At 52.7% G+C, this 19,470-nt stretch carries 21 protein-coding genes; 12 read left to right on the forward strand and 9 right to left on the reverse strand.

What is annotated here, in order from left to right; genetic code table 11:
- Positions 1–69: 69 nt before the first annotated feature.
- Genes LOY43_RS18815 through LOY43_RS18835 form a run of 5 tightly spaced genes read right to left on the reverse strand, consistent with a single transcriptional unit; the run spans position 70 to position 4,263 of the window.
- On the reverse strand, positions 70–552 hold the full coding sequence (locus LOY43_RS18815; RefSeq protein WP_123377027.1) for a hypothetical protein: 483 nt from the start codon (positions 550–552) through the stop codon (positions 70–72).
- Positions 545–883 (reverse strand): hypothetical protein, encoded by a 339-nt coding sequence (locus LOY43_RS18820; protein ID WP_258708565.1) that lies wholly within the window; start codon positions 881–883, stop codon positions 545–547. The genes LOY43_RS18815 and LOY43_RS18820 overlap by 8 nt, the downstream gene beginning before the upstream one ends.
- Positions 880–3,579, reverse strand: a complete 2,700-nt coding sequence (locus tag LOY43_RS18825) for a bifunctional DNA primase/polymerase (RefSeq protein WP_258708566.1) — start codon at positions 3,577–3,579, stop codon at positions 880–882. The genes LOY43_RS18820 and LOY43_RS18825 overlap by 4 nt, the downstream gene beginning before the upstream one ends.
- A complete protein-coding gene (locus LOY43_RS18830; RefSeq protein WP_258708567.1) occupies positions 3,576–3,782 on the reverse strand; it encodes a TraR/DksA C4-type zinc finger protein in 207 nt (68 codons plus the stop codon). The genes LOY43_RS18825 and LOY43_RS18830 overlap by 4 nt, the downstream gene beginning before the upstream one ends.
- Positions 3,775–4,263 (reverse strand): phage regulatory CII family protein, encoded by a 489-nt coding sequence (locus tag LOY43_RS18835; RefSeq protein WP_123377072.1) that lies wholly within the window; start codon positions 4,261–4,263, stop codon positions 3,775–3,777. Before LOY43_RS18835 ends, LOY43_RS18830 begins: the two co-directional genes overlap by 8 nt.
- A gap of 418 nt (positions 4,264–4,681) precedes the next feature.
- On the opposite strand from LOY43_RS18835, the gene LOY43_RS18840 reads away from it, so the two are divergent.
- From LOY43_RS18840 to LOY43_RS18870, 7 genes are all read left to right on the forward strand, one after another.
- Complete coding sequence (locus LOY43_RS18840) at positions 4,682–5,380, forward strand: LexA family transcriptional regulator (protein ID WP_258708568.1); 699 nt, start codon at positions 4,682–4,684, stop codon at positions 5,378–5,380.
- 332 nt (positions 5,381–5,712) lie between these two features.
- A complete protein-coding gene (locus LOY43_RS18845) occupies positions 5,713–6,279 on the forward strand; it encodes a deoxynucleotide monophosphate kinase (protein ID WP_123377031.1) in 567 nt (188 codons plus the stop codon).
- Positions 6,280–6,289: 10 nt separating this feature from the next.
- Positions 6,290–6,568 (forward strand): hypothetical protein, encoded by a 279-nt coding sequence (locus LOY43_RS18850; RefSeq protein WP_123377032.1) that lies wholly within the window; start codon positions 6,290–6,292, stop codon positions 6,566–6,568.
- A complete protein-coding gene (locus tag LOY43_RS18855) occupies positions 6,565–6,948 on the forward strand; it encodes a hypothetical protein (protein ID WP_258708569.1) in 384 nt (127 codons plus the stop codon). Before LOY43_RS18850 ends, LOY43_RS18855 begins: the two co-directional genes overlap by 4 nt.
- Positions 6,945–7,187, forward strand: coding sequence for a pyocin activator PrtN family protein (locus tag LOY43_RS18860; protein ID WP_258708570.1), 243 nt, complete (start codon positions 6,945–6,947; stop codon positions 7,185–7,187). Before LOY43_RS18855 ends, LOY43_RS18860 begins: the two co-directional genes overlap by 4 nt.
- A gap of 67 nt (positions 7,188–7,254) precedes the next feature.
- Complete coding sequence (locus LOY43_RS18865) at positions 7,255–7,524, forward strand: pyocin activator PrtN family protein (protein ID WP_258708571.1); 270 nt, start codon at positions 7,255–7,257, stop codon at positions 7,522–7,524.
- Positions 7,525–7,675: 151 nt separating this feature from the next.
- The gene (locus LOY43_RS18870) at positions 7,676–8,794 is read left to right on the forward strand and encodes a DNA cytosine methyltransferase (RefSeq protein ID WP_258708572.1); all 1,119 of its coding nucleotides are present in this window, start codon (positions 7,676–7,678) and stop codon (positions 8,792–8,794) included.
- Here LOY43_RS18870 and LOY43_RS18875 read toward each other — a convergent pair.
- The 3 genes from LOY43_RS18875 to LOY43_RS18885 form a co-directional block, all read right to left on the reverse strand.
- Positions 8,789–9,769: an O-methyltransferase gene (locus LOY43_RS18875; RefSeq protein WP_258708573.1), complete on the reverse strand. Its 981-nt coding sequence runs from the start codon at positions 9,767–9,769 to the stop codon at positions 8,789–8,791. The two genes, LOY43_RS18870 and LOY43_RS18875, sit on opposite strands and share 6 nt — an antisense overlap.
- 3 nt (positions 9,770–9,772) lie before the next feature.
- Complete coding sequence (locus tag LOY43_RS18880; RefSeq protein ID WP_258708574.1) at positions 9,773–11,194, reverse strand: ATP-binding protein; 1,422 nt, start codon at positions 11,192–11,194, stop codon at positions 9,773–9,775.
- A gap of 102 nt (positions 11,195–11,296) precedes the next feature.
- Complete coding sequence (locus LOY43_RS18885; RefSeq protein ID WP_258708575.1) at positions 11,297–12,388, reverse strand: site-specific integrase; 1,092 nt, start codon at positions 12,386–12,388, stop codon at positions 11,297–11,299.
- Positions 12,389–12,490: 102 nt separating this feature from the next.
- On the opposite strand from LOY43_RS18885, the gene dusA reads away from it, so the two are divergent.
- Positions 12,491–13,510, forward strand: coding sequence for a tRNA dihydrouridine(20/20a) synthase DusA (dusA, locus tag LOY43_RS18890; RefSeq protein ID WP_258708576.1), 1,020 nt, complete (start codon positions 12,491–12,493; stop codon positions 13,508–13,510).
- Between the two features lie 27 nt (positions 13,511–13,537).
- A complete protein-coding gene (locus tag LOY43_RS18895; protein WP_258708577.1) occupies positions 13,538–13,957 on the forward strand; it encodes a DUF2388 domain-containing protein in 420 nt (139 codons plus the stop codon).
- Here LOY43_RS18895 and LOY43_RS18900 read toward each other — a convergent pair whose 3' ends face one another.
- Positions 13,958–14,791 (reverse strand): undecaprenyl-diphosphate phosphatase, encoded by an 834-nt coding sequence (locus LOY43_RS18900; RefSeq protein ID WP_095050500.1) that lies wholly within the window; start codon positions 14,789–14,791, stop codon positions 13,958–13,960. It lies immediately after the preceding gene.
- 586 nt (positions 14,792–15,377) lie between these two features.
- On the opposite strand from LOY43_RS18900, the gene LOY43_RS18905 reads away from it, so the two are divergent.
- The 3 genes from LOY43_RS18905 to LOY43_RS18915 all read left to right on the forward strand — a co-directional run bounded on the left by LOY43_RS18905 (position 15,378) and on the right by LOY43_RS18915 (position 18,817).
- On the forward strand, positions 15,378–16,118 hold the full coding sequence (locus LOY43_RS18905) for a winged helix-turn-helix domain-containing protein (protein ID WP_095124342.1): 741 nt from the start codon (positions 15,378–15,380) through the stop codon (positions 16,116–16,118).
- A 279-nt stretch (positions 16,119–16,397) separates the two neighbouring features.
- Positions 16,398–17,030, forward strand: coding sequence for a winged helix-turn-helix domain-containing protein (locus tag LOY43_RS18910; protein WP_093433774.1), 633 nt, complete (start codon positions 16,398–16,400; stop codon positions 17,028–17,030).
- Positions 17,031–17,422: 392 nt separating this feature from the next.
- Positions 17,423–18,817 carry an undecaprenyl-phosphate glucose phosphotransferase gene (locus LOY43_RS18915; protein ID WP_007950006.1) on the forward strand — a complete coding sequence of 465 codons (1,395 nt, stop codon included), beginning with the start codon at positions 17,423–17,425 and terminating at the stop codon, positions 18,815–18,817.
- Positions 18,818–19,470 lie beyond the last annotated feature (653 nt).

Below are 19,470 nucleotides of genomic sequence, written 5' to 3' on the forward strand. Positions count from 1 at the left end.
AGGCGCAGAATCCATATCGTGGAGGCTTTTTACCCCCTGAGTACGGAACCGAAAAGGGGGCATTTTCGGTTATCCAACTTGACGCAACTTTGACGCAACTTTGAGGAGACTTTGAGGTAAAGCGCCCCGACCAACGGTTAGCCACTTTCGTGCGTCCTTGCGCTCGGCCAGCACCTCAAAGAGTCGCACATGAAGGCGGTGTACAAGATCGTAGTAGGTTTGCTTCGCCTTTGAGACGTAGCCCAGTTCGTGCATCTGCGCTGCCCATGTTGGTGCAGGGTCAGAGCCATAACGCATAACCGCCAACTGTTGCAGCCTTTCACCCCGACCATCTTGCCGGGCTATCTCGGAAAGGGCGGCACCAACTTCCTGCGCAATAGCATCTGGTCCCGCACCACCGCCGAGAAGGATCCGAGAACCGGGTGTGCCTCGCGGCGCGCAACCGCCCCACTCCATGATCGTCGCCATCGGGCTACCCATGCCTCCGGCTTCACCGCCGTGTCGGCATTGCTCGCCCCAATGTTTCAGCAATAACTCCATCGCCTCAATCATTGCCCTGCTCCCGTAAAACCCAACCCGACACAGAAATACCCCAACCCGACACAAACCCAACACACATAAATCCCTTTAAATTCAATGCTTCAATCAAACTTGAGTTGAGTGTGTTGGGTTTGTTGGGTTTATCAGTCTTCGCATAAGAAAAAATTCCTTCCGTTGAATTCGTTGCAAAGAACGTCATGCATGCGCGTGCGCGACACAAAACCCAACACACCCCACACAACACCCGCGAAGGCATGTAATTCGGGCACTCAAATTGTGTGGGGTATTCAAAATCAACCCGACACACACTCAACACACCCAACACACTTTTGAAAATAGTCATGCTGCAAGCGCCTTAATGTGATCCCAGCTGTCCACGTGCCAGCCCGCCAGCTTGGCCTTCGCCCGCCAGTTCTCCACCTGCTTGCCCAGCTCTGCCGCCTTGAGTGATGGGGGCGGGGAAGCATCCAGATCCACAGGAAAGAAAAACGCGCCGAAGCGACGGTTGTTGCCGTCAGTCCAGGGTATCGCCCGCGTTTTATCCACCTCAGAACTGATGAACAGCGAGAACTTCGTCTGACTCATCACGTGCTCTTTGTTGCGCTGACACCATTCGAGAAATAACGAATAGAGATCGGTCGATAGACACGGTCCCCAAAGCCCATGCCCCAGCTCGCTGTACTTCCACAGATGCAAGAATGTTTGCCAGCCGGCCCGACTCAAGGCCACCAAACGCTCACGCGCCTCTGTCGATGGCGGCCGCGTGCGCTGGTTGAAATCCCCTAGATCGACCGACAGTAACCAACCGTAGAGCGCCGCCACCCCACCCTGCTCCAGTTCACGACCAATTGCCTTTTGCCGTGCGACTGGCAGAGTCTCCATTGGCCACATGACTAGCATCCGACGATCACTGTCGCTAATTGGCCAGGGAAGAATCTCGTTGCTGAGAAACACCGCATTCATATGGTTGGCTTCTTCCCAGCCATTAATGAATTTCGACTCCATCCGCACCGTTTTACCAGTGATCAAGTGCTTGATCTTGCCCACCTGGTTGTAACGTTGATCGCGACTGACGACCTCTTCAAAGACCGACCACAATTTGCGGCTTTGCCACGCATTGAAACTGCTTTCCAATTGCGTCTGACCAACAGTCGCCGCGTATTGGCCGTAAAGCATGCCGAGTGCGTCAGCGAACAAAAGGCTCTTGCCCGAACCTTCCATGATCGAATGCATCAACACAGCGGTATCCATCTTGGCGCCCAGGTGCTGCAGCGGATACGCCAGCCAGCGAGTTAGCCAATCGGTTGCAACTTCATCGTGGTTACAAAGAAATGAAATCAGCCAACGCAGGTTGGCACACGCTGCATCATCCCTGACTGGCTCAAGCGGCAACCCGTCAAAGGTATTGATGTACACCGCAGGATCCTTCGTCATGGTCGGATCAAACACGATGTGTTCAACATCGACGGTGCGGCGCTCACTGCTGTTCAACCACAGCGGGTAAGTGTCACCCAGCGCCATCTTCACCGCGCCCTCTGCTATACGCCGCTTCTTTTCCCGATCCCAAACGTCTTTGGTGCCATCGATGTAAACGTAACGATCGGTTGGAGACATCCCGAATGCACCGCCTTTCTTCCCAGCCATGCGGCGCGCCTGCTCGATCTCGCGAACATGGTCGTCAGAAATCAGCCTCTTTCCGGTGTCGTCCAACCAGGCTTTGGCCAGTGGCTTGCCCACACGAGCTTCGAAGGCGGACTTCTTCATTACCTTCGATTGGTCGCAATCCCACACGTGCGTGGTGCCCTCGACCAACGCGAAACGACGCAGAATGACTTCCAACGTTATGACCTCCCCCGCCCCCCCGTCAGGAGCAGGAGCGGCCTCGCCGGAGGGGCATATTTCGTCGGAGATCGGCCCGTTTAACTCACCGGATGGGTGGGGGGGAAGATCATTCGGATCTGGACGGGCAGAGTGTTGCATGCCCAACATTCGCGCAGCATCCTTCACAGCCGTCGACTGGTCGCCGCCGTGCTCGAGTAAGCAGAACACTTCAAAGGCGTCGTTCTGATGTCCATTCGCGAGAGGGTCAGCACCGTGGTGCGAGTAAACCTTCCCCTCACTGATCGTTACCCCTGGCAGACCGGTGCTGCTTTGAGGGTATAGCCACTTATTGCCTCGCTTGATGTATCCATTGGCGCGAAGAAGCTCCGCAACATCGTGACAACGGTTGAATTCATCAATTACCGAGGGCCGTTTGCCGCCACCGAGTGCAGGACTCTTTTGGGCTTTGACCGGTGGCTTCGGTGGCGCAACCGCCCATGGACACGCAGCTTCAGCATCTCGCTTAAAAAACTCCCAATTCTGCCAAATGGTAAGCAGCTCGTTGGTCAGCGTGGGCAGCCCGTCAGTAGCACTTGGAGCGGTTTTCCAGATGTAAGGTTTGCCGGTACCGGGATGAATTGACGGTGGAAATACGTCTTGCACCAGTCCCGCACGTAGTTCAAAGACCGTGAAACGTTTGAACGGCTCGGCTTCGGTTCGTGCAGCAGCTTCTGCGACAAGGTCACCCTGCTCTTTCGCAGCCTTGGCCTTGTCCATCAACCCCTTGAAAATCGAACCGTCCGGGTCTTTTTCATTCGGCCATGAAAGTGAATGACGCGTGAGTTCGATGCCTTCCGGCACCTTGAACACCACTCGGAATCGCAGCGGATTCCCGACGATAGTCGGGAACACCACTGCCATCGCATCAAGGTCAAGGCCCAACAGTTCATACAAAACATGTCGCGTCCATTGAACGTCATCAACATCCAATGAACAAACGCGGCTCGGCCCCAGCACGACGCCAAGGTTGTGATTTGGGTTTCGTTGCCAGAACGCCTCGGCCGTGTCGGCGTCGGTGATGTAGCCTCCGGGTTTATTCCACCCTAGGCCTTTCGGAGCCTTTTCACCTGGATCAATCGATACGAGTGCCAAGTCAAAAGTACTGATGTAACGCTTTGCCCATATAGCGATGGCTGTTCCTTTGCCCGATTCACTCATCGCCGGGTCTCCCGCAACTCCTGACAAGAGATGCAGGTCTCGCAACCTTCAACCTTCTGCTGTCGAAGCAACGGGATTGGTTCGTCGCAGTCGTCACAGAACTGCGCGCTAACGCGGCTCGATGGCACGCGGCGACTGCGATGAATAGCAACATCAAGCAGGTATTGCGCCTGCTCGTTTGCGCGGTCGATATCATCAGCCATTGATGCGATCCTCCATCGCCTGACGAGCGCCCGCCATGATTCCAAGGACTTCGCGGATCACATCCATTCCGTGCTTTTCGAGATCCACGACTTCATGAAGCTCCCAGACGTTGTCCGCCGCGCCGTCGTGCATCTTGGCCACGAATTCACCGGTTTCCCCGAGTAGCTTACCAACCGCTTTCAAGGCATCACGGGTTGCCGGTACGGCCACGGGCCGGTACCAAACCGCACCTGCTGGACGCATTAATGCGTCCAGCAAGCGTGGATCAGCGGTTAGCCTGATCACTTCCTCAAGCTCATCGGGATTCAGCCAGCGGCGTTCTTCATCGAGCTTGAGTTTCTTCTGGAGGGTGTCGTTCTCCAACACCATTTCAAAAGCAAGGGCGGTAATTCCGCCCTTGTAGTCACGACCGGCGCGATAGATCGCTTGGCGTAGTGGCAGGACCGGACCAGCGTCCGGCAAAAGATCTGTTCGACTCATAACCGTAAATCCCCTATTTACGGTGTAGCCATAGCCCAGGGTAAACCCTATCCTACGACTACGACCGATGTGCATGTGCTGTGTATCGTCGTAGCTGGGCTGGGGGATTCTTTGGTGAGAGGCCCCAGCTCAGCACCTTTTAAGCTGCCGACTTAAGATCGGCAGCTTCTTTCTCTTGGGTGTATAGGCATTCGATTGCCTTACCCGTTACGTACCGAACATCTGCACCTTTCGCGGCGCGATTGATTGTCGGCTGTGTTGTTCCTACGCGATCTGCAATAACTCTCTGGGACAAACCAGACCGCAGCAGCTCCGCAAGCATTTCTTGGATAGTCATATCGTTCACCGATGCGCTTTCGCATTGGTCGACACAATACACAAACGTATTGATTGATTCAATACACTCGCCGATACGTTTTTGAATCAAGGCAGAGATAAAGTGATCGGAGACCGCATCGCCCAACGCATGCAGGAATTGGGGCTGTCAGAAGGCGAACTCGGCCGACGCTCCGGTGTTCCGCAACCGACGATTCATAGAATTGTGACGAACGCGGTAGCCAGTCCACGCCACGAAAATATCGAAAAGATCAGCAGAGCCTTGAAGGTCAGTAGCAACTGGCTTTGGAAGGGAGGCGAACACAAAGATCCGATGATAGATCAGGGAGCTCCATCTTCGAATGAAACCAACGTCGAACCTGGGCCAGCAATTAAAGGCTATGTCCCGCTAATTTCATGGGTTCAAGCCGGCGCATGGTGTGAGATTGAGGACGTTAGGACCCTTGATGATGCAGAGTTATGGCTGCCATGCGCCGCTTCCCACAGCAGCCAAAGCTATGCCCTTCGAGTACGCGGACTTTCCATGTTTAATCAACATGAACGGAGATCCTTCCGAGACGGAGACATCATTTTTGTTGATCCCGCGAAAGACGCGGAAAATGGTTCTCTCGTGATCGCAAAACTCTTGGATAGCCAAGAAGCAACATTCAAGCAGTTAGTAATGGAGGGCAGCCGCCGGTTTCTAAAACCTTTGAATCCAGCATGGCCGGAGCCAATCATTGAGTTAGGGTCCGACGCCATAATTTGCGGCGTAGTATTCTCGAAGCTCGAAATTTTCTAATACATTTCCAAAAAAGCCCCGCAGCGATGCGGGCTTTTTTTTGGCACAAGCAAAAATCAATTCAAATACGTATTGACTCAAACAATACGTATTTGTATCGTTTGCATCGTAAATCTCTCACCAAAGAGTACGAGCATGCAAACCACACAGCACAGCAACACTCGCTGCCCGGTGTTCCTACACCCAGCAGCTTGCACTAGCCCAGCAGCCGTTGAAGCGATTCAAAAGCACACCGGCCTACTGGTAATTGTCACGCCGCCTGGCACTCGCTTGGCACCTTCGAAAGCAAATGTCGTCGCTCACAAACCCGAACCATTCGGGGGTGATGCAGCATGAAGCCTCTATTAATCGGCCTCGCTGGCGTTGCTCGTTCTGGCAAAGACACAGCCGCGCAGCATCTGGTCAACCATCATGGATTCCAGTCCTACGCATTCGCCGACCCGCTCCGTGACGGCCTGATGAATATCCTCAACTTGAGTCCGTGCGATTTCGAAGGAGAGCAAAAGGAACGAGTTATACCGTGGCTGGGTCGCTCTCCACGCTACCTGATGCAGACCCTCGGCACCGAGTGGGGCCGTGACAAAGTGCACCCCGAGTTATGGCTGCTACTGGCGTCGCAAAATCTTGACCTAATTGCCCGTACCTACGACACCGCTCGCGGCTTCGTAGTCAGCGACCTGCGATTCGAGAATGAAGCGTCATTCATCCGCAAGCGCGGCGGAACTGTGATCCATATCCAGCGCACCGCAGCAGATGCCGTGGCGCCGCATCGTAGCGAAGGCGGCATCTGGGGTACCGAGGGCGACTGGTTTCTACCGAATGACGGGACCATTGAAGCCCTTCAAATCAATCTCAACGAGATTGTGGACACGCTGCACACACGTGCAGCAGTCGTCTGAGGATCGCGCAATGACGAACCGCACCCTGGACGAAACAGCCGCATTGCTCGGACTCAAGCCCCGCGCCTTCCGCACCAGGTTGCGCGAGCTGGGCGTTCTCAACAGTAGTGGCGATCTAGCCAGCCAGCACCGTGATCGCGGCTATCTGTATTCGGATCCGCGCAGCACCCTGATTCCATCCCTCAACAAGTGCCGTCATTACTCCGTGGTGATGGTGAAGGAAGAAGGGATTGAATGGCTGGCCAAGAAGCTGGGAATCGCCATCACTAAAAAGGACGCCGCTGCATGAAAACCAACAACCTCAATGCCTACACGCAAGCCCTCGACGCCCTGAAGTTGATCCCGATCTACTTGAACTGCCCGGGCGTCATCAGCCGCGCAACGCTCGTTGGCGCCTCGACGGAAGCCATCCAACTACTGGAAAGCATGCCCGTACTAAGCACCGAGCTGGCCGAGGTATTTCGCTGCGTCAACAACGTGATCCTTGACGGGCAAGTCGCCTACGTTACGCCGACCAACTCGCCTGAGTTCCCATTCGGCGCGGTAGTGGCTGACGCCAAGGGCAACATTTGTGCGGCTGCAATGGGCAAAAGTAAGGAAGGCCTCGCTGAGCTGATTCGCCTCAAGTTGCTGCCCCCATCGGAGGGGTTCGGGGAGGACGCAGCGTGAGCAACACACTTGAACAATTGCGACGTCAGTTCGCTACTCCATGCCCGACCCTGGCCGCTGTTCGGGAACAGTACTTCGCACATATTCGCACCGACCGCTACCTAATGGCCGAGATCAAGGCAGGTCGGATCGCGCTGGTCGTGAAGCGCCTGCACGGGTCGGCTCGCGCTCAACGAGTGGTGTACCTGCACGACCTGGCCGAGTTCCTCGACGCCCAAGCGCAGTCGGCTGCTGCCTAACTTAACGGAAGACCCTGCCACCCAGGGGCAAACAACCCGCACCAAATATCGTACCTATGGAGGTCGCATGAACACTCTTTTCCTGCTGATGGCACAGTACAACGGCCAAGCGGTCATTCCTCTTGATCGCGTCTGCGCGGATTACATGAATTTAACTGTCGAAAAATTCAAACAAAAACGTCTTGCAGGCGAGATCGACATTCCGGTGGTTCGCATGGGTCCCAATAGCCAGAAGGCAGGATTGGGTATCTACCTAAAAGACCTTTCCGACTACATTGATCGACAGCACGAGAGAGCCATGAACGAGCAGAGTCGGTTGATGGGTAGGAGGTCATGACCTTCCTCAAATCTCCTCCCTCATCAACCAATGGTGCTAAGATGCGCGGTCAAAAAAATCAGGCCTCCACATGTGAGTTTGAACGCTCAGCGTTTGAAACCGTATTGAAAAAGTCTAACCAGTGCACCTGTGAATTAAATTGGAATCAGTCATGAATAACCCTGTAGTCATCGATCTTTTCTCTGGTGTCGGTGGCCTAAGCCTTGGGGCTTCAAGAGCTGGCTTCCACGTTGCGGGTGCTTTTGAAATTGATAAGTACGCTGTAGAAACACACAACATCAATTTCCCTCATGCGAATCACATTCAAGCTGACATCGGCTCTATGACTGGCAAAGATATTCTGGAACGGTCAGGTCTCATGCTTGGGGCACTCGACGGGCTTATTGGTGGCCCCCCGTGTCAAGGTTTTAGCACTATGGGAAAACGAGACGATGCCGACCCAAGGAATCAGCTTTTCTATCATTTTTTTAGATTAGTAAAAGAAACCCAACCAAAATTTTTCATTGCCGAAAATGTTCCTGGAATATTGACGGAAAAATACAAACCTCATGTTGAAGAGGCATTAAGCCTTGTCCGCGAAGAATACAATTTACTTGAACCAATAAAAGTCAAAGCAGACAGGTACGGCGCACCCACAACGAGAACACGAATTTTCTTCATCGGATTCAGAGCAAATTCTCTAAAGCATGATTTAAGCTCTGATTTGCTGCTACCAGCTGGCGACACCCAACTTGTAAACGTGAAGATGGCGTTAGATGGCCTACCTGCGTTGATTCGATCTGACTGGCAGACGGAAGAGCAGTCTTGGCGCTCAGTTAAGCTGCTAAGTAAAAATGCTTTCCATACATCGGTTAACGGCAACATCCCGGCCGGAGTTGGCGACGCGAAAGCGATCGAGCTGCTGTTTGAAAAACAGATAGTATCTGGCTGCTTCGGTACACGACATATTCCAGAAGTCGTAAAGCGCTTCGCTCGGTTGAAGGCAGGTGAGGTCGACATTATTTCTAAGGCTAAAAGACTCGACCCCAACGGCTTTTGCCCAACGCTGAGAGCTGGCACCGGTAGCGATAAAGGTAGCTTTCAGGCTGTCAGACCTATACATATGACTTCTCCGCGCGTGATCACGCCGCGAGAGGCCGCACGACTGCAAGGTTTCCCCGATTGGTTTCAGTTCCATCCAACTAAGTGGCACAGCTTCCGACAGATCGGTAATAGCGTGAGCCCCATAGTTGGAGAACAAATTCTCAAGTCCGTTTATAAGTGCCTATAAAACGACTCTAGAATACCAAGGAAACATTCGATAAAAATTCACAAAATTACCCATCTCCTCTTTAGATATTTTCTCCGTGGAAGCGGTGTAATAATCCAAAGCCCTTTGGATATCATCTGCGCCCGCTTCCGGGAGAAGCGACTCGATATGCACTCGCTCTCGAGTTGATAGTACCGGAACGCTTATACTGGTCGGAACCACGCACGTTGGATTAAAAAAACTCCAAAACGGTAATCTAGATTGCTCAAGGAAATTTTGAATTTCATTTTCGTGAAGAAGAATGCCCGTAACAGTGAGCATCTGTTGACCATCACTATAAACAAAGGCGGCCAGTGGTTGCACCACGAGACTAGGATCACCTGCCAAGCCATGTTTTGCAGCAGACATAATCGCAGCCAGCAAAGTCTTAGGATAGTTTTTGGTAGCTACGGAGTCCTCAGTAATTTCTGCAGGGCCATATGAGGACAGTCGGCCTGCAAGGACTTTAGCTCGAAACGCTAGCGTCTCCGATCGGACGTTAGGCTCCCCAAGCGCCGTGGGGCTGGCATTCACGGTGATTTTGAAAATATCCCCGTGCCCAAGCTTCTCAATCAGTCGCTGAGTTTCCGTGAGCTGACTTGTAATATCAGTGTTCGCATAATCAAACCAAACTATGCTCCCATCGTCCGAATCAAACTCAAACTTATTGAGAAAATCACCGCTAGACTCATTACGCAGTGAGATGCAAGAAAGCGGCTTATTAAATAGCTGTCGCTTAAATACATTTGAATCCATTTCCAAAGAAATCATTTTGGAAATTCTCAATGCAGAATGCAAATGTTTAAAGTCTTCTAAGAAGGGTCCGCCAAACCCGATATAGCTGTAACTGGATATATTTACATACCGGCCAACCCTACCCAGTAAGTCAACAAATAAATTACGCTCAATCGCCTTATTTTGACGTAAATGATATGCAATGCTTCCGCCCTGACTCATTGATCAAATCCTCTTCAGAACTTCATCAAAGCATTTCGCACCGACCTCACCAGGCGGCGTATTTTCGTCACCGAAAAAATGGTCAGCCAGCGTTCTTATATCAGTCAGAGGCCTAGAGAAGCGCATGAAACGGTACTCTTTCTCTACAGTCGGCATGGGCAGATCCGGCTTGAATTTCAGGCCTTTGATGATGCTCTTTCGGTCTGCCGACCAACTAGCTACCGGTATTTGCTTCATTATTTCAGCAGGAGTAGTCGTAACAGCTGCAACACTCAAATCAGACCGCTCTTTAGATGGCCTCTTCCACTTATTCGTATAATCAGTAAATATTTTAACGCCTTCACGCATAAACTCTTTTACAGCCAAATAAAGATCAGAATTCCCGTCAATACCACGCTTAGTCGTTGTGACAGGAAGTAGCGCTGCATCATTACATTTGAAATTTACTACACCTGCAATTGAAACAAATTGCGTGTGATAGGCAGGTACACCAGCATCGCCCCAGCCCGTCACTCTGGTTTTATCGGCGTGCAACACAACACGATCATTACAAATAATAGTCCAGCCGGCTTTTTCAGTAGATGGCTTTCCAGCCAGAGAGTCTTCTTCCTCTTGATCAGATGGAAGATCCCGATAGAAACCAACGGCCAACTCTATCTCGACCCCTTTATAGTTACCTTTATAAACGTAAGGGGCTATGCCTTCGCCTGTAAAAGCGTTCTCACCCAATATGAAACTAGATGTCGTCGGCGAGATCTTTTCGTTGTTAACATATACATTAAAACCCTTGGTGATAATGTGCCCATAATAGGCCGATATCGATTTTTTTAAGTCCTCTTCAAAACCTGTCTTATTGGAAAACAACCTAGGAATACCGTCATTCAACTCCGTAACCGAAATGCTTGTACCTCTAGATTTGCCGGACACAACTTCCTCGATCGGAAGAGTCCAATCATAATCATTGGCCAACCAAGTCGGATCAATTGTCACTTTGTAAGCCGCGTCCTTGGCTGTAGTCTCCACTATAGAGTTCTTACCCAACTTGAATATCGCGCGCTTCATCCCGATACCATAAACACCAACCGTCGGAACATCTTTATCCGTGTCGCGATCAGGCCGGCCTAAGCGAAACGCTCTCTCCAATGCTACTTCCCGCGGAATACCACCGCAGTTATCAATGATTGAAAAGTGTTGATCGTCAAATGAAATTCGAGCTTCGAAATCTGTATACGGAAGAGGCTGATCAAGTTCGGCGCGCTTTTCACGCATAGCGCCATCAACACAATTGTCAAGGAGGTCAAGGATCGAATCCTTCAATTCGATATCGCGCGTCAGCATTTCGACGAAAAAGCGCTTTGCAGGATGAGCATTCACTTTATCCGCATCATCTGCAGCTGCAGCTGCTGGCGTATCTTTATCAGTCATCAAAAATCCCTTTTATAATTTCTAGCTATAAACAAGAGGCCCAGTGATATCAAAATGCCAAAAACTCCGCCAATTTGCTAGCGCGATCTGCTTCTCTGGAGCCTATTTGTGTAACAAGACGCCCCACTTCCACCCTTGGTATTGATCGCCTCGTCCTCTCAAATGGGTGTAGCGGCGAAGAGAGTTCCAGTCCCTGTGCCCTGAAACGCTCGACACCCTTGGAATGTCCCAGTCCATCTCAAACAGCCGACTTACACCTTCGTGCCGTAGATCATGAAAATGCAGATCCTCGATGCCAAGCATCGGACATGCCCTAGTGAATGAGGCCGACACCGACTTCGCGTTGTAAGGGAATATCTCCCGCTCAACCTTTGGCATGCTCTGGAGAATTGCCCAAGCCTCATCTGGCAGATGACACCAAACGTCGTTGCCGATCTTCTGCCCGGGGTTTTTCATATCGCGCACCAGGACAGACTGCCGAGACTCGTCGAGATCATCCCACCTGATCCGGGTTATCTCTTCCTGCCGGCGCGTCGAGAAAAGCGCAAAGGCGATCACCTTCGGCATGTCGATCTGAGCCTTGCGACGCTTCTGCATTTCAAAGAAGTGCGCCATAAGCTTGTCCAACTCCTCGAGCGTCGGCCGACGGTTACGCTCCTTGCTCTTGCTCACCATGCCGAGTTTGCGTAACACCTTGCGCGCGTCGGGCATTGCCAACGGATCCACCTCATAACCCCAAGCAGGCCGCGCAACGGACAGCACCGCACCGAGGTGCGATAGATCGTTGCCAACCGTCTGCGCCTGAACGCCGCCGCCCTCTTTGCTCATCCGCCATTGCGCAAACTCCACCAGCTTCTGACTGGTCAGCGCCGAGTCGTCGAGATCACCTAACCAGGTATCCTTGATCGCATTGAGTGTTGCGTTCTTTGTTTTACCCAATGGCCGGATCTTTTCGTACTCGTCCAAGTACTGCTCGATCATCTTTCTGATCGTCACACCCTTGCGGTTCGCTCGTTGGATTGCACCAGGCTCGGCCAACTCCGTCTCACGCCGCTTGATCCATGCCTGCGCGACCTGCTTACGGTCGAAGGTTTGGCTTTCCTGATAAACTGTGCGCCCATCCCGATTGATCCGTATCTGCGCCGTGTAGGCCGTCGAGTTGTCCTTGCGCTTACGTGATGTGATCGTGCCCATTTCCAGTTGCTACATTGCCGAATTCACTTGCTACATTGTAGCAACCGCTTTCGAAAAACAAGGAAAAATGGGTAAAAACCGCTGTATAAAAGACCAGTATCAATGAATCTCGAAAAACCTGAAGCGCCCGTAAACACTAGACCCACCCGTTCCGAGCCGTCTCGCCGCTTCAGCGTGGCCCCGATGATGGATTGGACTGATAGGCATTGCAGATACTTCCTACGCCTCCTGTCGAAGAACGCCCTGCTCTACACCGAAATGGTCACCACCGGCGCTCTCCTCAACGGCGATAACGAACGCTTCCTCCGTCACAACGAAGCCGAGCACCCGCTCGCGTTGCAGTTGGGCGGTAGCGTTCCGTTGGATCTGGCCGCCTGCGCCCGCATGGCTCAGGAGCACGGCTACGACGAGGTGAACCTGAACGTCGGCTGCCCAAGTGATCGTGTGCAAAACAACATGATCGGCGCGTGCCTGATGGGGCATCCGCAACTGGTGGCGGATTGTGTGAAGGCAATGCAAGACGCAGTGACGATTCCGGTAACGGTAAAGCATCGCATCGGCATCAACGGTCGGGACAGTTACGCGGAGCTGTGCGATTTCGTCGGCACTGTTCGCGATGCCGGGTGCACCAGTTTTACCGTGCATGCGCGGATTGCGATTCTGGAGGGGTTGTCGCCGAAGGAGAATCGCGACATTCCGCCATTGCGCTATGACGTGGCGGCGCAGCTGAAGGCGGATTTTCCGGGGTTGGAGATTGTGCTGAATGGCGGGATCAAGACGATGGAGGCTTGCCATGAGCATTTGCAGACGTTCGACGGTGTGATGTTGGGGCGTGAGGCTTATCACAATCCGTATTTGCTGGCGGAGGTGGATCAGCAGTTGTTCGGCAGTTCGGCGCCGGTGATCAGTCGGGCTGAGGCGCTGGCGCAGTTGCGTCCTTATATAGCCGAGCATTTGTTGGCCGGTGGGGCGATGCATCACATCACCCGGCATGTGCTGGGCTTGGGCACGGGGTTCCCGGGGGCGCGGAAATTCCGTCAATTGTTGTCGGTGGATATTCATAAGGCCAAGGATCCGCTGGCGTTGCTGGATCAGGCGGCTGAGTTGCTTGAAGGTCGTTGATTGATGGTTTGAGTGTGCGGGCGACGCATGAGCGTTGCCCGGTGCTTTGTTGTACTGACAGGATGTCTTTTGTTTATGCCCGCGTTTAGTTTTTCTGCTTTCAAGCGTTTCACCCTCCTCGCCTTGTTCTGCTTCACTTCCGACGTTTATGCGCACTGCGATGGCTTTTGTATGGGCCGTACCGATACGCCGTGGGAGGTGACGCAGTTTTCCGGCTTCACCCTGGTGTCTTTATTCCTCGCGCCTATTTCGTCTAGCCAGGAAACGACCGACAGCCATAAACGTGTTTACTCTGCTGAAGAACAGGAAGACGCGCGACTCTATCTGGCCAGCGACGGCATGCTGCAGGCCGCGTATTTCACCTCGGCCTTGCAGCGCTATCGACAGGAGTCGCCGGATTCGGCGTTAAACGATCTCGCCGTTGCGGCGTTGATCAGCGCTCAGTGATCAGGCTGCCGCTGCGGCGGTCCAGTTGACCCAGCCAAACAGCCACGTCGCCAGAATCAACAAACCAAATGCGATCCGGTACCAGGCGAACGCGGCGTAGCTGTGGTTGGCAATAAACTTGAGCAAGCCGCGCACGGCGATCATGGCGAAGATGAATGCGGTGACGAAGCCGAGGGCGAAGACTGGCAGGTCGTTGGGCTGGAATAGATCGCGGTATTTGTAGCCGGAGTACACGGCGGCGCCGACCATGGTGGGCATGGCGAGGAAGAACGAGAACTCGGTGGCGGCTTTTCGCGACAGGCCGAAGAGCAGGCCACCGATGATGGTCGAGCCGGAGCGCGAGGTGCCGGGAATCATCGCCAGGCATTGTACGAATCCGACTTTCAGTGCGTGGGACCAGTGCATATCGTCGACGTGTTCGACGCTGATCACATGGCTGCGCTGTTCGGCCCACAACATGATGATGCCGCCGACCACCAGTGCCACGGCGACGGTGATCGGGTTAAACAGGTATTCGTGGATCGCGTCGGCGAACAATACGCCCAAGACCACGGCGGGCAGAAAAGCGATCAGCAAGTTGAGGGTGAAGCGTTGTGCATTACGTTCGGTGGGCAGGCCTTTGATGATGTCGAAGATCTTCGGTCGAAACTCCCAGACGACGGCAAGAATGGCACCCAGTTGAATAATGATGTTGAAGGCCATGGCGCGTTCGCCGCCGAATTCCAGCAAGTCGGCGACGATGATCTGGTGGCCGGTACTCGAGATCGGCAAGAACTCGGTCAGGCCTTCTACCGCACCTAATATCAACACCTGGAAAAGGGTCCAGAAATCCATTAATCCTCCGTCAGAGCGCTCTTGGTGAGCGACCGGGTAATAACACTCAGGGGTTGAGTATCTGAAGTTACACAATTGGCGTATATGAAGATCAAAAGATCGCAGCCTTCGGCAGCTCCTACATTCTGAAATGCATTCCCCTGTAGGAGCTGCCGAAGGTTCGGGCCGCGATCGGACGATCTTTTGATCTCAAAGAATAGGTCTTATGAATTGCCACACTCAAGCCATGTTAATAATCGTCGGCCGACGAACTACGCAGAAAATATTTAGGTCTTTTGCAAAAAAAAGTTGCTCTGACAATAAAGCGTGATCAAAATCACATTATTCAGAGATGGCCAGACAGTGGCAGATAGACATAGAGATAGCCATCGCAATAAGCTCAAAATAGTGGCACCATTGCATATCGCCACCATCTAAGCAGTAGTTCACCCCTCCGAGAAAATCAACTAAAAGCTTGAAAAGCTTAATTATTGTTAGAAAACTCGGGAGCCACGTCTAAAAATCGCGTGAATGTTACCAATTGTCAGTCACAGATGAGAACCGGTGCTTTAACATCCCGATGTCAGCACTTAATTCGAGTCAATGCATGATGCTCTCAGCGAACTTAGCGACTAGAAGCCCGCGCCCGACAAACGACGAACCTGGTGTTCTTACTCTGGGTCGTACCCGTGGCGTGGCTGAACATTTCAAAGCGCTAGTCGCCCAGCATATACGTACCGATATGGCGCTCGAAGCCAGCGCGTACACTAGTTCATATCAGTTGAATGAACAGTCTGGTTCGTATCGAGCGATCTTCCTGGTTATCGACAGCCCTCAGGCCCTCGAAGACAATCTTGCCCTGGTCGAGAACCTGCGCAGCGACAACTTGAAACCGATCATTTGCGCGGTCATCACCGGTCGCGGCGCCTTCAACAAGATCAAATATTATCTGGCTGGCGCGGATGTTTGTATCAAGCTCAATACCCTTTCCGACGATGGCGCCGAGTTGCTGGGCGAGTTCTTCAACAGCGAAGAATGGCAACGCGATATCGATCTGACGCTTGATCCGACGCGTATCTGCCTGATGGGCACCAGCAAGAAACTCGATATCTCGTTTGCCGAAATGAAGATCCTCGAAGCCTTCGCGCAAACCAGTAATCACATTCTGAGCCATGATGAAATCGCCAGCATCATGGGCCTCAACACCAATTTCTACGACCCTCGAGCGCTGGAGAAGTCAATCAGTCGCTTGCGTGGAAAAATCAAGGACATGTATGGTACAAACGCGATTCAGAGCATTCGCGGCTATGGCTATCGCCTGCTGCGGGGTCTGATATCGACTGCCTGACTCTCGGGCAGCCATCCCATTTGCATACGTACGAAGGATCGTCTAATGCAACCATATAGCTCCCGTTCTGCTTCACGCCTGTTTGAAATCAAGCAATTGAATGAGCGCGACAACACGCCCCATAACAATAAAACTCCATAACATAGCAGCAGATCGAGTGGAATTTATCGAGGGCCAATCTTGGGCCCAGACCCTGCCTATCGATTACTTCCGAGGAAGTCATTGCTCGCCTGCCGATTTATCTTTTAGCCAATTTTGGTATGTATTCAGGAGAGAGACATGGAAACTAGTACAACCCTCCCAAGGAAATATTTTGTTGTCGTGACTCACAGTACAACGTCGCAACGAGAACTGGAGAGCATGCTGTCCAGTGAACGTTTCAATTCGTTTGAAGGGGTTGATTCACCCTCTTCCGCTCCAATGGTGATGGAGTTCACATATCCAGGCATCAGTCGAAAAAATATCCCGCGCAGTATCGAACACGATACTCAGCGAATAGTGGCCACGCTCGAGTCCGAATGGCGCGCCGCGCAATCGGCTAATCCTTTCCAGAATGTCCCGGTCATTACCGGGGAATCCCGCAACATGCCACCTGCCGTTGAAGGTGATATGCCTGGCAATGAAACCTGGCATCTCGACCCCGCTCAGGGTGCACTGGTCAAAGAAGATGTCGAAATCAGCCTGACTGGCCTGGAAACAGCACTGGTCAGAAAAATGCTCAGCCATGAAGAGCGTGTTGTCAGTCGTGACGAGCTGATTCTCAGCATCGGTCGAGAACCGGAACAATATCGCGGCCTGGAAATGTGCTTGAGTCGCCTGCAAGACAAATTCAAAAGCGCCAGTAATGGTGAGCGACTGTTTCGTGCTGTCAGAAACCGCGGTTATTGCCTGATTCAGGAAGTCGTCGCGTAACCCCGCAAGACCTCCACGAACAGAACAAACAGAAAAAAGTGCGATTACAAAAACAACAAGAGCACTCTGTTTGGCTTGATCTTCCTCCCTGAAGTAAATATTCCCTGCCTCCACCCCTCCAACAGTAACAAATACAACATACTTTATTCACCCCTCGCTCTACGACCTTTTCTAACACCCTTCTATTTAATTATTAAAAAGTTGGCACTGTGCCATCTTGTTAGAACTCGTCAGACACCATTCCAGCCAATAACTTAGTCTATTGACTGACGACAGTTCGGCATATCGATGTTGTTACCTCAGGACACTCGTTAAAACAAAAACAATAAGTCTGCATAACAACTCGGATTTCAACTGTTGAAACCTGAATGGACGTCTTTTGGGGATACCGTATGGATCTTTCTTTAAGTATCAATCGAAGCACAGGCCTCAAGGGACTGACCTTTTGGGGCCAATGGGCGCTGGCACAAGGCTTTGTGGTGACGCTGTTGTTCATACTCGCCGAGCAACACACCGGGACGGTCGCGTTCTACTACCGGATGTGTGCAACCCTGGCGGTACTGGCGTCAGTGCCGGCGTATACGTTTAGCGGTGTTTATCGCAAGCGTGACAACTACCTGACCGGTCTCGGTCGGTTGTTCATGGGTTGGTCGATGACCATGGCGGCGCTGGCGTGCATCGCCTTTGTCTGCCAGGCCGATGAGCTGTTTTCGCGGCAGGTGATTCTGAGCTGGGCGGTGTATGGCTTCCTCGGTCAGGCGTTTCTCTACGCCCCGCTGCATGCGTTTTCCAAGTACTACCAACGGTCGCGTAAAAGCGAACACAAGACGCTGATCGTCGGCACCGGCGAACTGGCGCTGGGTTTGGCGAAGAAGCTCAGCCAACTGGAAAATCTGCCTTTGGTAGGTTTGGTCAGCAATGGTGATGTGTCTGCACTGGGTTCGGATGCACCGCGTGTTGTCGGTGATCAGGAACAGTTGCTGGAGCTGATCGAGGCGCATGACATTCGTCGCTTGTACATCACCCTGCCGCTGTGTGAAGCCGCGAAAATCGAGGCGATTTATGGTGACTTGCTGGGTGCCAACGTCGACGTGGTGTGGGTGCCGGACTTGAACAGTCTGACGCTGCTCAATCACTCGGTGAAGGTCGTGGACGGTCTGCCGGCGATCTACTTGAACGAAAGCCCGCTGACCAGTCGCCCTACCGCTGCTTTGAGCAAGAGTCTGGTGGAAAAAACCGTGGCGTTTCTGGCGATCATCGCGCTGAGCCCGATCCTGCTGATCATTGCGCTGGCGGTGAAGATCAACTCGCCAGGCCCGGTGTTTTTCAAACAGGACCGCCATGGCTGGAACGGCAAGGTGATCAAGGTCTGGAAGTTCCGCTCGATGCGTGTTCACGATGACCGTGACGTGAAGCAGGCCAGCCGTAATGACTCGCGCATCACCGCAGTCGGTCGCTTTATTCGCCGCACTTCGCTGGATGAACTGCCGCAACTGTTCAACGTATTGCAGGGACATATGGCCCTGGTCGGCCCACGCCCGCACGCCGTCGCGCACAACAACTACTACTCGGGGAAAATCCTCGCGTACATGGCGCGTCACCGGATTAAACCAGGGATCACCGGGCTGGCCCAGATCAGCGGCTGCCGGGGTGAGACGGACACCATCGACAAGATGCAGAAGCGTGTCGAGATTGACCTGCAGTACATCAACAGCTGGTCGTTGTGGCTGGATCTGAAGATCCTGGTGAAGACACCGTTTACGTTGCTGTCGAAGGATATTTACTGAGGTTCGAAGCTGGATACCGCAAGGGGACGAAAGTCCCCTTTTTTGTGCCTGGGATTTGAGGATGGAATCGGATCTTGGATGGATGCAAAAACTGTGGGAGCGAGCCTGCTCGCGAAAGCGGCGGGTCAGGCAATGATGATACTGACTGTGCTGACGCCTTCGCGAGCAAGCTTGCTCCCACAGGGATTTGTGTTTGGCTCACGCCTTGTGGCTAGACACATAACCTGTGGGAGCTGGCTTGCCAGCGATGGCGGTGGGTCAGCCAATATCAATATTGAATGTGCCGACCTCATCGCTGGCAAGCCAGCTCCCACAGGGATTCGGGATTGGCTCGGGATTTGTGGCGTGACAAATAACCAATGTAGGAGTGAGCCTGCTCGCGATGGCGGTGGGTCAGCCAATATCAATATTGAATGTGCCGACCTCATCGCTGGCAAGCCAGCTCCCACAGGGATTCGGGATTGGCTCGGGATTTGTGGCGTGACAAATAACCAATGTAGGAGTGAGCCTGCTCGCGATGACGGTGTGTCAGCCAATATCAATATTGAATATGCCGACCTCATCGCTGGCAAGCCAGCTCCCACAGGGATTCGGGATTGGCTCGGGATTTGTGGCGTGACAAATAACCAATGTAGGAGTGAGCCTGCTCGCGA

Source organism: Pseudomonas sp. B21-041, from assembly GCF_024748675.1.
In the GTDB taxonomy this organism is placed as follows: domain Bacteria; phylum Pseudomonadota; class Gammaproteobacteria; order Pseudomonadales; family Pseudomonadaceae; genus Aquipseudomonas; species Aquipseudomonas neuropathica.